Origin of the sequence: Streptomyces sp. NBC_01217 (assembly GCF_035994185.1) — a bacterium.
Taxonomy (GTDB): Bacteria; Actinomycetota; Actinomycetes; order Streptomycetales; family Streptomycetaceae; genus Streptomyces.
Genome location: NZ_CP108539.1, coordinates 83,711 through 96,027, shown reverse-complemented (window position 1 = coordinate 96,027; position 12,317 = coordinate 83,711). Strand labels below are relative to the sequence as shown.

The following is a 12,317-nucleotide window of genomic DNA, read 5'->3' as shown; positions in this document are numbered from 1 at the left end:
CGCCGCAGCCCAGGCCCCCACGTTCGCCGGGTCCATCCGCACGTACCGGCAGGCACGGGACATCTTGGGCAACCCGGCCCTGACCGTCTACGACAATCCGCGCTCGTTCCTGATGTGCGTCTACAACCGCGACCGCGCCCTGTGTCACCGGCTCGATGTCACCGACGCCCCGAGCCTGGACCGATGCCAGCCGACCTGCGCGAACATCGCTCGCACCGACCGCCACGCTGACGAACTCGTGCAGCACGCGCAGGCGTTGGAGAAGCAGGCCGCCTCGGAGGCAGTGCCCGGCCCGCTCGCCGACCGGCTCACCCGGCGGGCCGACCACCTCCGTGACCTGGCTGACCGCCACCACCACGGCCGCATCGACCTCCAGGAGCCGACGTCATGAGCCCCGCCCCGAACGAGCGCGACCTCATCCGTGCCGCGATGGACCGCATCCTGGGCGGAACACCAGAGCGTTGCAACGGCGCGCTGACGATCGTCGCCCTCGCCCTCGAAGCCGGTGTCCCGCGCAACGCACTCACCCAGCGGCACACCGACCTGAAGAAGGAGTTCTACGACAAGGTCCGCGCCCGCGGCGACACCCCGGACAGCGAACAGCGCCTACGCAAGCAGGTCCGCCAGCTCAAAGAGCTCCGTGCTGCTGACGCGGTGGAGATCGCCGACCTCAAGGCCGACGTCGAAGCCCTCGTCGGCGCTCTGCACCAAGCGACAACCGAGAACCAACTCCTGCGCCAGCAGCTGACAGATCGCACGGCCGTGCTCCGTCCGCTGCCCGCTCAGCGTCAACCAGAGGTCTCCCACCCGGAAAGCAGGCGACCCGACACCAAATTCGAGCGGTGAGGAGCAGCCCCTGCCTGAGAGCTGCAGCCAGGGGCTCTGCGAGAAACTCGAAGGCGCCACCCGGCATCGCCCTCGCTCTCCGAGCCGGCGTGATCAGTAGTTGTTGCGGGTCAGGACGTTGGTGACGGCGCATAGTGGTGGGCAAGATTAGTGGCGAGGTCGCGAAGGTGAGCCCTGGCTTCGGAGGGGCCGTGCACAGTGATGGCGCTCCCGAACGGCAGTAGTGCTCGCACGTCCTCCAGATGCAGGAAGCGGATCGTCACCCTGTGGCCGGTGGCGGATTCTTCATGGTCGTCCCGGACGAGTCGTAGGCCGAAGATCCGTTGCGCTCGCTCGATCTGGGTCTGGTCGATGGTGGCGCTGACCTCTATCGCGTGGTTGTGTTCCCACTGAGCAATGAGCGCTGCAGCGACGGTGGCCAGGGTCTGGCTCTCGCGGATCCGCCGTGGCTGCTCGACTTCTTTCCACGTCGTGATCCGTTCGAGTCGATACATCCGTGGCACTCGGGCGCAGTCGGCGACGAGGTACCAGCTGCCGGCCTTGGCGAGCAGCCCGTAGGGATCCACGACCAGGTCGCGGGGGCATGACTCGCGTGGGCTGTCGTACTCGATCCGTAGCCGGCGACCGCGCCGCACCGAGCCGATCAGCGAAGCCGGGGTCGTGCCGGAAGTACGGGCCTGGAGCCAGGGACGGCTGTCCACGTGCACTACGTCGGTGAGTGGCAGGAGCTCATCAATTCGACGTGGCTGTGCAGCGGCGATCTTGGAGAGCGCGCGCCGGCTCACGACCGATGCGTCGAGCTCCGCACGTTGCTTCTCATCCAGCCCAGTGAGCGACAGATGATCACGCTCGCCCGGTGTGAGTCGCGTGAGGTCGAGCCCGGACCCGGGCAGCATGGTCACGCCTCCGAGGCGGCCCCGTTGCGCGGTCACCGGCAGACCGGCGTCGCGGAGCCAGTTCAGATCTCGGGTGACGGTTCGAAGGGACACCCCCAGCGCCGAGGCAAGTTCCTGTGTGGTCACGGCATCCCTCGATGCCAGGAGCAGCATCAGGGAGAAGAAGCGGTCTGGGGTCACACGCCAAGTTTTTCAGGAATTGCGACATGATGCGGCGCATATCCCGGTCAGGCTGGCGGATGCGTACCCACGACCTGCGAGAAGGAAGAACCATGACCACATCCGTCGTGTCCATCGTCTACGTGAACGACGCTCCCGCCGCAGCGCGCTTCTACGGAGACCTCCTCGGCATGAGCCCCTCGTTCGAGACTCCGGGATACATCACCTTCGACCTCGGGCCAGGCGCTGACCTCGCTGTGTGGTCCGGCCAGTTCGAGGATCTGTCAGCGGACGTCCCGCGTACCAGTGAGGTGTGTCTGGCCATCGACAGTGGGCCCGACGAGGTCAACGCGATCTTCAAGCAGTGGCAGTCCAAGGGCGTCACGATCCTGCAGGAGCCTCATGATGCGGGGTTCGGGCTGACCTTCCTCGCAGCCGATCCTGACGGGAACCGTATCCGCGTCGCACCGAGGGACTGACAGGCCGCAATGCGGCAGGCGCGCACGATAGGTTTCGCGCCTGCCGTCGTCCGACTTCGAGAGGCCGACGAGTGCCCCACGCGAAAGCGCCCCTGAGCGTCGAAGGCCGTAGGCGGCTCCCTGGTTCGGTTCAGAGGTGGTCAGCTCCGGCTCAACACGCTGGACTTGACAGACATCCCATGAGCTGGAGAGTCAAACGGCGAGTGCGTGAGCCCAGGGGGACCAGGCAGTCTCCTTCCCATCGGCGGCCCGTCGTTCAGCTCGAACGGATGCCCTAGTCTCGGCGGGTGACGCTCTACTTCGACCCAGTGGCCATCCTCGGCAAGGACCGCGATGCCTTTCGGGGCCGTTGGGAAGACCGACTGTGGCTCAACGTCCCCGGGCCCTTCTACGGCGGGGAGACCGACACCTGCTGGACGGGACGGCTTTCGGCACCCGCTCACGTCCTCTATGGGGGCGAGTACCTCAGCGAGTACGTCTATCGCCAGCCCAGAACGCCTGCGGACACGGCCCTGCTGGTCGAGGCGGCAGACAACGACCCATTCCTCGGGTACGGCTGTGATGGCGACTCGCGATGGACACCGGAAACGGTCCGGGAGTGGTGGAGCAATCGCAGCCAGGTCATGCAGTACCTGTCCGATCAGCGGAGCAAATGGGACGAGAGCGATGCCCGGGCAGGCCAGGGCATAGCCGCTTCCGTCCGCGACTTCGAGCTCTACATCGGCGGTGACCTGGCAACTGACCTGCGGGTCTACCTCTACTGGCTGGAAGAGCGGCGGTCCCCCACACTCGTTGACCGGTTGCCCGAGTTGTAGCGTCACGCGGCGAGTGCGTGGGCTTGCTGGGACCAAGCTGTCGCCTCGTCGTACGGTGTACCGGCTTTGAGACAGCCGTGCAGGATGCCGACGAGCCGGTTGGCGAGTTGGCGCAGAGCGGCATTGAATTCGATGCCGCGAGCTCGTTGCCGCTCGTAGTAGGTCCTGGCTCCGGTGGAGACCCGCAGTGCTGAGAATGCCTGGGCGATCAGGGCGTCGATGAGTCGGTCGTTGCGTACGTACCGCGCGGTCACGACCTTCTTCCTGCCGGAGGCGCGGGTGATCGGGCTGGTACCTGCATAGTTCTTACGGGCCTTCGCACTGGCGTAGCGGTGCGGGTCGTCGCCGAATTCTGCGAGGGCCCGGGCGCTGAGTATCGGGCCCAGTCCGGGCTGGGACCGGATGATCTCAGCGTCCGGGTGCCGGCCGAAGAAGTCCTCGACCTGCCTGTGCAGGAACTTGACCTGCTCGTTCAAGGTGACCAGCAGCGCGACAAGAGCGCGCACCGAGTCGGCGTAGGCCGCGGTCACAGCGGCAGGCTGACCCAGGTGTTTGGCACGCAGGACGGCCTGGATCTTGGTGGCCTTGTCGGCGATGTTGCGTCGGCGGGCGCGCTTGAGGGCCGCACTGATCTGTGTGGTCGTCAGCTTCGCTGCGGTGACCGGATCAGGCGCTTTGGCCAGCAGCTCCAAGACGTCGGGGGCGTCCAGGTCCTCGAACGCCTCCAAGGCGGCGGGGAAGTAGTCGAGCAGGGCGTGCCTCAGCCGCTGCATGGTGCGGGTCCGCTCCCAGATCAGGGTCTTGTGAATGCGCGTCACCACCTTGACCGCTTCAGCGTCGGCAGTGTCCCCGGAAACCGGGCGCAGCTGGTGGGAGTCGGTGCGCACCATGTCGGCGAGCATGTGCGCATCGGCCGCGTCACTCTTGGCCCCCGACACCGCCAGGCGTTCCCGATACCGTGAAGCCTGCAGCGGGTTGACCGCGTACACCGTGTAGCCCGCGGCGATCAGCGCCTGCACCCACGGGCCTCGATCGGTCTCGATCCCGATCACCACCTCGGCCTTGCTGTCCTCGCCGAGCTCGGCCCCGATCATCGCGTGCAATCGCTCGATGCCCGCCACGCCTTCCGGCAGCCGAGCCTTGGACAGTCGGCGACCCGTGGCGTCCATGAGCTCGACGTCGTGGTGGTCCTGGGCCCAGTCGTCCCCAACGAACAGCAACTCGTCTCCTCCGTCATCGACCTCGATCGGTAGCAGCCCGCAGGAGAACCATCAGCGACCTAATAAGGCTGTGCTCACGCCGCAATCGGGCGGGCACGACATCCCATCAGCGATTCCGCTCCTGGCCGACCGGCAGGGGCACGATCTGTCAACAGGACTCGAAGTCCAGGGAAGAAAGAGTGCTCACCCGCCGGCGGCTACCAGGCACCGAGTCTGCCGGATGGAGCCTCGGTGGGTCTTATTAGAGAAGTCGTCGCTCACCGCGCCGCGCAGAGCGTCGAGGGAGAGCACCTGGGACGCGGGCCAGGTGCGGGCGAGCGTCGACTTCCCGGCACCGGAGGGCCCGATGAGTACCACCAGGGCGTTCTTGCTGAGTTCCAGATCGAGCAGCGCGGTCATTGGGGATCTCCTTGCGGTTCGAGGGCGCGGGCAGCCCAGATCAGGCGCATCCCGGCGTTGTCGGTGATCAGGTCGGCGGCCTCGTGCAGTGGGCAGGAGGCGTCGCCGTCGCGGTCGGGCTCGATCTGCTCGGCTCGCCGCGCGGCGGTGGTGACCAACTGCGCGAGGAACGGGATGAAGCCGCCGGGCGGGTCGGTGTCCTCGATGAGTTCGCGCAGGATCGCGGCGAGCTGTAGGATCTCGCGTCTCATGGCATGACACAGCCCGCTGACCTGGTGCGGTGCGACCTGTCTCACCGTGCGGCATGGAAGATCCGTCTCACGAGGGTGGCCATTTCCTCAGCGCAGACGGCAGACTCCGGCGGTGACCTCGAACTCCCCGCGCCCCGCTCGACACGAACCAACTCCCGCCGACCCTGTTCTCTATCCGGATCTTGCGGCTGCCGGCAGTCTGGCTGCGGCCTTGGCACTGGCTGCTGCCGAGCAGGGGCTGGACCTAGATGCGGTGCTGAGCGACGACTCGGACCCGCTGCGGACAGCCAGCGTGGCCAGCACAGCTCCTGACCGGGAACCCTGCTGGATCTTCATCGGGTCAGAGAGCCGTTGGTTCAACATCAATGGCCTGCGTCAAGGCGTTCAACTGCTCTCGGGCTCGACCTCCGATCTGGAAAAGCTGGCCCGAGCCGCAGCAGGTTGGCGAAACGGGGCCCGGCTCCGCGAGATCGAGAAGGCTGCCCCCTTCATCAAGGTGAGCGAACTGGCCGAAGCGCATGAACGCGGTCCAGCCGAAGCGGTCACTGTGCAGTGGCGGCTCCTCTTGGAGGACTTGCGCCAGGAGGCCGATCGTCTCGACCTCGCCCGCCAGACACTGGCGCTCGCCGAGACTGCGTCGACCGACCCGAAGCTGCGGCAGTTGTATCCGTTCACCAGCCACTGGTCACTTCACTTCACGACCTGCACCGGGTTCCCGTACTCATGGGACGTGCCGTTCGTCGACCCACTGAGCGACGGACGATACCGAGTCTGCGGGCCTTCCCGCGGGACAGTCGTCGGTGAAGCTGACACGGCAGAGGAGGCCATCTCCATGGTGGTGGAGAGACTTCCGGCGAACTGCGGGCCAGCAATGGCTGGCTCCAGCAGTCAGCGTCGGGACTGACTCCCTCCCTACTCCTCGGCGTGATCGGTTGCGCGGAGGGCAGTGTGGTGGCTTCTTCCTCCAGGAGAGCGGAGGGGGATGTTGTGGGTGTGGGCCCATCGGGCCATGTTCGTGGGGCTCATGTCCTTCTCTCGGGCGAGGTCGGCCAGCGTCCGGCGATGGACGACGTACTGCTCCGTCAGCCAGTCCTTCTCGACTACTCCGCGACGTCTGTAGTCCCGGTTCCCGCTGCGCAGAGAGACGCCGTATTCCCGCGCGAGAGCGGTCAGCACCTTCCGGGAGAAGCCGGTGAGCTCGGCGATGTCGTCAAGAGAGCGGTGCTCGTCGAGGTAGAGGCGGGAGAAGGTGTCGGGCGGCACTTCCTGGCGTGCCCGCATGCGGATGCGGGGCATGGGTCTCACTGTGCTCTTCGGCGGAGGTTCGGGTGCTGGGCGTTCGTCCAGAATGTGCCGGACCGCCTCGATGCTCGTGCCGAGGACATCGGCTGCGTACTGAACCGGGTTTTTGTGCTGGCGAACGAGTCGGTGCAGACGGGAGACGTCGATGTGTGCTGGGTCGGGACCGGGAAGTTCGAGTCCGCTCAGCAAAGTGGCGGGAGGATGCCAGGTCACGGGCTCGTCGCGGATACGGTGCTCGGCGAGGAAGATTCTGGCTTCGTAGGCCAGCGCTTCGGCCAGCTTGGGGGTTTGCACGGCGGCAAAACGGGCGGCTTGGGCTCGGAACTCTGCTTCGTTGAGTCTTTGGTGGTCGGGGGCCGCTTCGAGGGGAAGCCCACTGATGCGCTGGAACAGGTGGCTGCGGGCAATGCGTTCACGGCGGCCGCTTCCCGGGCTTGTGTCTGTGCGGCGGCAGATCTCCAGCCAGCGTTCGGTCGGCAGCAGATTCGTGTAGTCCAGACCACGGCGTCGCCGGTAGTCGACGGGAACGTGAACAGCATCGAGGTGGTCGGCCAACCGAACCAGAGCTCTAACGGTGTCCGGCCAATGCGGCTGGTCGTCGAGCATCTGCAGGATGCGGGAGATGTCGATTCTGTCGGTGACTCCTCCGAGGTAGGCGGCGGCTTCCTCGAAGGTAGTCCGGCTGTCGACGGTCAGGAGCATGGCGGCCAGGACCGGGGCGAGCGTGCGGGGATAGACGCCATCGGATGGGACGAGCCGTGTTGTCCATAACTTCCAGAACGTGCTCGGGATCTTCCGGGCCCGTTGGGCGATGTCCTGGCTGGTCTTTCCCGGGCGTCTGGGCAGGTCGGTGGGTGTGCAATATCGGATGTGTTCGCTAGGGCGCAAGGACGGTGCCAGCGCCGCCAGTTGAACTCCCTTCAGCACGGGGCTCAGGCCACGTCCCCAGCTATCGATGCTGGTGGAGGTGATCTGCCAGAGCTCGTCCCGCATCGCCTCCAGTAAGCCGCGCATCGCGGCCCCTGCCTGGTGGATGTCGGGCTGATCAAGAACGTGCAGGGCGATGATCGCCCCGACGGCAATACTCGCCGCTCGTGGTGGCGCCATAAAACCGGGCCGTTCAGTCGCCCGCAGGGCGAGCCGGGAGCCCGGGTCGGGGGTGAAATGCTCCTCGGCGATGTCCGCCGGAACCAGGCTTCTGGCGACGTGCTCTGGAAGGTCGGCCAGCACCCGCCCACCGATAGCCCGGACATCTGCCAGTGCCGTCTGGGACTGCTGGGGGCTGATCGCGTAGGTGCCGAAGGCTGCGGTTCCGGACTCAATGACATCCCTCAGCTTCTCCTGCGCCGCGAGCGCGGGATGTGCTGCAGGCAGCCAGAGCGTATGAGTCCGTGAGAAATCGAAACCGCAGCCCCCAGGACCTCGACCATCCTGGTGGGCGGACGGATTGCCGCAGACTCCCGGGTGAGGGACGACCCTGCCCGAGCGGGGGCGCTGACGGGGGATACGTCCGCACTGCGGACAACAGTCCGCCAGCAGGCGGCCGTGACGGGGACAGGCGAACGCCCAACCCAGTCGCCAGAACAGCTGCCATCGGCCGTCGGTATCCCTCAGGCAGTCTGGACAGAACCGGGAGCCTCGACTGCGGCCCCAGAGAACGTGCCGGTTCACGTACCGACGCTGGAAGTCGATGCGCGCGGCCCTGGAGTCGTAGTGGGCGAGAGTAAGGGTCGTGACGGTCTGCTCGTCCAGCCCACTTGCGTGCGCGACGGCCGCGGTCTGCTGCCCGTTGAGCAGGACCGTCCAGTCCGGGGGAATGTCCCGAAGGTGGTTCCCGGACCGCTCCCTGACCGGGAACCCCAGATGTCGCAGCACTTCACCGAGCGAGGTGTCCAGCCGTCGTGCCAGCGCCTCCAACCAGGAATCCAGGGCTTCGCCGGGCAGCGGGGGCAGCCGGATCGGCAGGGTGCGGGCCGGCGGTCTCATGCGGCTCGTCGGCTCCGGGATCGCGGACGGCTGGTCAGCCGCTTCTTCTCCAACGCGGCCTGAAGCTCGAGGCGGGCCGCCTCGGATGCCTCATCGTTCTTCACCCGGTCCATCAACTCCTGGTCGAGACGTTCGGCGCCGGTGCGGACCGCCCGCTGGCAGCCGCGGTTGATCAGCGTCATCAGCGAGCCGATGTGTCCGGTACTGCGGGCGAAGAGGTAGTCGGACAGGTCGTCCGCGAGCATGCCGGGGTGCTTGTCGGTGAGCACGAGGCGCTGTTCGAGGGCCAGCAGCATCTGCCGCCATTCCCGTCGCCCGGCCTCCGCTTCGATGGTGAACGGACGCAGCCCCAGACGGGTGGTGCGACGGCCCGTCTGGGCCAGAGCGGTGTCGCGCCCGTTGGTTCCCTCGCCGAACAGGCCCTTCTCGGCAAGTTCGACCCCCACCATCAGCAGCGTCACCGGGAACTCGTTGGCGATCCACTTCAGGTGATTGCTCACCTCGATGCCGCTGTTCTGTCCCCATCTCAAGAAGTGCAGATCGTCCAGAACAACCAGTCGGACATCGCAGGACAACACGCAGTCCAGCACCCGCCGTCCGAACTGGGCGGTGGTGCCACGTCCCTGTCCGGGGTGGCCGAAGAACTCCAGCATGGCCCGGTTGAGGTCCTTCATCCCGGTGTTCCCGGTCAGCCCGACCCGGCAGACCGGGATCCGCTCGTGTCCCTGGCTTGTGAACGGGCCCGACTCATCGATCTCCCGCTGGTGGAAGTCGCGGGCGAAGGCAAGCACCGAGGTTGTCTTGCCCAGTCCCGGGAACGCGTCGACGGCAACCGCCCCCTTGGCCTTGTCGCCGTCGTGCTCGTTGCTGTCGACGATGTCCCACAGGTCCTCGTGCAGTTGCGCCAGTTGCGGTGTCTTGATGGGGCCGATGTTCGCGTGCCACTTCCGGCGCTGCCGGTCGTAGTCCGCCCGTGCCTGCGTGGCCAGGGACTTCAGCTGCTTGCGGGTCAGTAGATCGGGCCGGCTGCGGCGGGGGCTCTCGGCGAACGCCTTGAAGTCCTCCTTCCGCGACAGGGCGAGATTGTCCGGCTCCGGAACACTGCTGTCGTTCACACGTCCTCCAGAGCATCGGCGTAGAAGTCGTTCCCTTCGGCGAGGTCCTCCAGATCGGCCTCGTCGTCATCACCCGTTTCCGTCACCGCGCCGGGCTTCTGCGGTTTCGCGGTCTCCTCGTCCTGACCGAGGGCCTTGCGTACGGACGGAAGCGAGACGACCGTCCCCGCCTCACTCTCCGGAAGTTCGATGGCGGCCTGCTCGCGCGAGAGCCGCAGGGCCATGCGCCGCTCGGCGATCGTGGTGCCCAGTCCGAGGTTCCACCGCTCCAGCAAGTCAGCAACGGCGAGCCGGTCGTCGGGAAAGCGATACTTCGAGGCGGCCAACTGCCGGGCGAATGTCAACGCGTCCTCGCTCAGCGGCATCTCAACCGACGGCGCGTGCTCCCAGACCAGCGTGTGCCAGGCCCGGGTGGCCGAATCGCGGAAGTAGATCCGGGTGATGTCGTCGGGGTCTACCTGGAAAGGCCAGCCGTTCTTCACCGGCCCGGCATACGGGCTTCGCAGTCCCGGCTCGGGCAGGCCGGGGCCGTTGTAGCGGCGCCGACCGATCTCGACCCCGTAGTGCTGGACCGTGCGCCACTTCGTGGCGAGGAACTCAAAGGCCAGATCCTTGTCCCGCGGGACTTCAATCCAGCCGGCCCTGGCCATCCCGTGCTCGAACATCTTCGCTGGGGACATCCTCAGCCCCGGCACCCCTGGATCGACCAGACTCGCGTGCGGCCTGCAGTGATAGACCACCGCCGTCCACTCTTGGATCATCGCCTCCAACTCGTCCAGGAAGAAGAACGCATCGTCCTCCGCAGCCTCGCCCCGAGAGTGGATGTCCGGCCCCTTGTAACCGGGAAGCGCCTCAAGCAGCCCTTCCCTCAAGGTCCGGAAATACCGCTCCACCGGTCCCTTGTCCCGGCCCGTCCGCAGCCTCGCCGGCTGGATCGATATCCCCATCCGGCGGCAGACGCTCGTCAGATGCTCCGAGACGTAAACCTTGCCATGATCGACCACCAGCGTCTCGGGCACCAGCGGTGGCGAGGCCAGCCCGGGACCGACGGCACCCTCGACGTCGACCAGGACCGTGCGCGGGATGCCATGCTCGGGCCAGACCGCACCGCGCGGCCAGTCCCGCCCCGCCGGCCTCGGCCGAAACGACTGGAACAGCACCGCGCTGACATCTACCGCCTTAGTCGACACCGGCGTCAGCCGAATCCCTGTGATGCAGCGGGTGTACCAGTCCATCGCAACCGTCAGCTCGGCCTGCACCCACTTCAACGTCAGCGGATCGAACGCGAACACATCCAACCGCGTGGTGTCCATCAGCAGATACTCACCCGGCCGCGTCGGCCGCAGCTTCCCGTACGGACCCTCCGGACGATCCGCGATATCCCGGTTCCGCTTCGTACTCAGCCGGAACAGCGGATGCCTCCGCTCCAGGCCCTCCAGCACCCGAAACGCAGTCGCTCGACTCGGCTGCGGCACCACCTCCGGACCGAACCTGGCAACCACCCGGGCCCGCGTCCGCTCAATCACCAGCGTCCGCGACGGCTTCGACTGACCGGTGTGCTCGACCATCACCTCCAACGCGGTCTCCACCCAACGGTCATCGACCGACGGCTGCGTCGGCCCGGACAAACCGCGCTTCGAGACAAGCCCGGCCTCACCATGACGCCGGAAATCCGCGACCCATTGCTTGACCGAGCGGACCGACACCCCAAGTTCCCGAGCCTTCGCCGCGTACTTGGCCTCGGCCGACTCACCGGGCCCGTACTCGGTGCGAGGTTCTCCTGAGCGTGCGAGTTCCGCACTGCCCGAGCGGTAGCCCGTCAGGACCTCGCGGACATGTTCCGCTCGTTCGAGGACTTTCCGCCGTTCGTCATCACGCAGTTGACTCAGGACAACTGAAGCGATCTCCCCAGCGTCATCTGCCGACGGACCGGCCTGGTCAGGAACGATCTCGGCACGGTCGGAGAACAACAGCTCCTTCAGGGACAGCCGCCGGACGCAGCCATGCCCGTCCTTGAGGACCACCTCGTTTCCCATGGTCGTCGCCGCCAGCTCGACCACTTCGACGCTCTCTCCGTCGTAGCAGAATCGCGTACCGACTCCGACGCGAGCCCCGGCCCTGCTCATGCCGGCTGCCGCAGCGTGCGCGACGGGCCGAGCGGCTGGTCGAGATCGGTAACAAGACTCTGCGTCCAGAGCAAATGATGGATGACTGACCGGACTTGGGGTCCCGAATGGCCAGGCAGACAGGTCGCGGCCCGTCCCAAGGGCACTCCATCGAGATCAATTACACGAAGCTCTTCCAGCAGTGCGGCGCTAAACAGCCAGTCCCGGCGGTAACCCGCCAGGAATCGGACGTTCTCCAGCTCCACCGTCGGAGGCTCGCTCCAGACCTCGTACTTCCATCCGCGCGCCTCCACCGCCTGCCGCGTCCAATTGAAGGTGAACGCGACCTCGGGCTTGGACACACGGTGGAGCGGCTTGACGTCAACGATCACCGGCACCTGGTCGGTGAACAGGAGATAGTCCGGGATGTGCTTGCGGATCTTCCCTTCCAGCACGGTCTGAAGCAGGAAGGGCTGAGCCACGATGCCGTGGACGCTGCGATCGAAGTCTGCGAAGAGCAATCGGGCTAGCTCCAGGCGGGATTCGTAGATCACGTGGTTGCGCATGGTCGCTGACCAGTAGGTACCCGAGTAGTGCTTCTGCCCTCGGTGCCAGCGGAATACCCGCCACGGCGCCGCAGAGGCCAACAGATCCTTGGAAACGGCCGGCCAGGCATACTCCTCAACCTCGTCGCCATTGTGGCGGCGCACTCTGACCACGACTTCCGCAGCAATGCCCACGACG

Annotated in this window: 11 protein-coding genes and 2 pseudogenes; 5 read left to right on the top strand and 8 right to left on the bottom strand. The window is 66.4% G+C overall.

Features of this window, described 5'->3' with window-relative positions; genetic code table 11:
- Positions 1–64 precede the first annotated feature (64 nt).
- Both OG507_RS40030 and OG507_RS40025 read left to right on the top strand, forming a co-directional pair.
- Positions 65–391, top strand: coding sequence for a hypothetical protein (locus OG507_RS40030; RefSeq protein WP_326630456.1), 327 nt, complete (start codon positions 65–67; stop codon positions 389–391).
- Positions 388–846, top strand: coding sequence for a hypothetical protein (locus OG507_RS40025; RefSeq protein WP_327372335.1), 459 nt, complete (start codon positions 388–390; stop codon positions 844–846). The genes OG507_RS40030 and OG507_RS40025 overlap by 4 nt, the downstream gene beginning before the upstream one ends.
- A gap of 110 nt (positions 847–956) precedes the next feature.
- Here the strand turns inward: OG507_RS40025 and OG507_RS40020 are convergent, their stop codons facing one another.
- A complete protein-coding gene (locus OG507_RS40020) occupies positions 957–1,922 on the bottom strand; it encodes a helix-turn-helix transcriptional regulator (protein ID WP_327372334.1) in 966 nt (321 codons plus the stop codon).
- Between the two features lie 92 nt (positions 1,923–2,014).
- Here OG507_RS40020 and OG507_RS40015 point away from each other — a divergent pair, with 92 nt between their 5' ends.
- A complete protein-coding gene (locus tag OG507_RS40015; protein ID WP_327372333.1) occupies positions 2,015–2,380 on the top strand; it encodes a VOC family protein in 366 nt (121 codons plus the stop codon).
- A 287-nt stretch (positions 2,381–2,667) separates the two neighbouring features.
- Positions 2,668–3,195 carry a ferredoxin gene (locus tag OG507_RS40010; protein WP_327372332.1) on the top strand — a complete coding sequence of 176 codons (528 nt, stop codon included), beginning with the start codon at positions 2,668–2,670 and terminating at the stop codon, positions 3,193–3,195.
- A 2-nt stretch (positions 3,196–3,197) separates the two neighbouring features.
- Here the strand turns inward: OG507_RS40010 and OG507_RS40005 are convergent, their stop codons facing one another.
- The 3 genes and pseudogenes from OG507_RS40005 to OG507_RS39995 all read right to left on the bottom strand — a co-directional run.
- Complete coding sequence (locus OG507_RS40005) at positions 3,198–4,415, bottom strand: IS110 family transposase (protein ID WP_327372331.1); 1,218 nt, start codon at positions 4,413–4,415, stop codon at positions 3,198–3,200.
- Positions 4,416–4,664: 249 nt separating this feature from the next.
- Positions 4,665–4,814, bottom strand: a pseudogene (locus tag OG507_RS40000) (AAA family ATPase); the annotation flags it as partial.
- A pseudogene (locus OG507_RS39995) lies at positions 4,811–5,047 on the bottom strand (hypothetical protein); the annotation flags it as partial. The pseudogenes OG507_RS40000 and OG507_RS39995, both read right to left, overlap by 4 nt.
- A 130-nt stretch (positions 5,048–5,177) precedes the next feature.
- Here OG507_RS39995 and OG507_RS39990 point away from each other — a divergent pair.
- Positions 5,178–5,969: a DUF6193 family natural product biosynthesis protein gene (locus OG507_RS39990; protein ID WP_327368620.1), complete on the top strand. Its 792-nt coding sequence runs from the start codon at positions 5,178–5,180 to the stop codon at positions 5,967–5,969.
- An 8-nt stretch (positions 5,970–5,977) separates the two neighbouring features.
- Here the strand turns inward: OG507_RS39990 and OG507_RS39985 are convergent, their stop codons facing one another.
- Genes OG507_RS39985 through OG507_RS39970 form a run of 4 tightly spaced genes read right to left on the bottom strand, consistent with a single transcriptional unit; the run spans position 5,978 to position 12,313 of the window.
- On the bottom strand, positions 5,978–8,353 hold the full coding sequence (locus tag OG507_RS39985; protein ID WP_327368619.1) for a TniQ family protein: 2,376 nt from the start codon (positions 8,351–8,353) through the stop codon (positions 5,978–5,980).
- Entirely contained in the window at positions 8,350–9,468 is a 1,119-nt protein-coding gene (locus tag OG507_RS39980) for an AAA family ATPase (protein ID WP_327368618.1), read from the bottom strand. The genes OG507_RS39985 and OG507_RS39980 overlap by 4 nt, the downstream gene beginning before the upstream one ends.
- Positions 9,465–11,594, bottom strand: coding sequence for a helix-turn-helix domain-containing protein (locus OG507_RS39975; protein ID WP_327368617.1), 2,130 nt, complete (start codon positions 11,592–11,594; stop codon positions 9,465–9,467). The genes OG507_RS39980 and OG507_RS39975 overlap by 4 nt, the downstream gene beginning before the upstream one ends.
- Positions 11,591–12,313, bottom strand: coding sequence for a TnsA-like heteromeric transposase endonuclease subunit (locus tag OG507_RS39970; RefSeq protein ID WP_327368616.1), 723 nt, complete (start codon positions 12,311–12,313; stop codon positions 11,591–11,593). Before OG507_RS39970 ends, OG507_RS39975 begins: the two co-directional genes overlap by 4 nt.
- Positions 12,314–12,317 lie beyond the last annotated feature (4 nt).

Coding starts and splice junctions, on each gene's coding strand:
- OG507_RS40025 (WP_327372335.1), top strand. CDS start 388: ATGAGCCCCGCCCCGAACGAGCGCGACCTCATCCGTGCCGCGATGGAC.
- OG507_RS40015 (WP_327372333.1), top strand. CDS start 2,015: ATGACCACATCCGTCGTGTCCATCGTCTACGTGAACGACGCTCCCGCC.
- OG507_RS39985 (WP_327368619.1), bottom strand. CDS start 8,353: ATGAGACCGCCGGCCCGCACCCTGCCGATCCGGCTGCCCCCGCTGCCC.
- OG507_RS39975 (WP_327368617.1), bottom strand. CDS start 11,594: ATGAGCAGGGCCGGGGCTCGCGTCGGAGTCGGTACGCGATTCTGCTAC.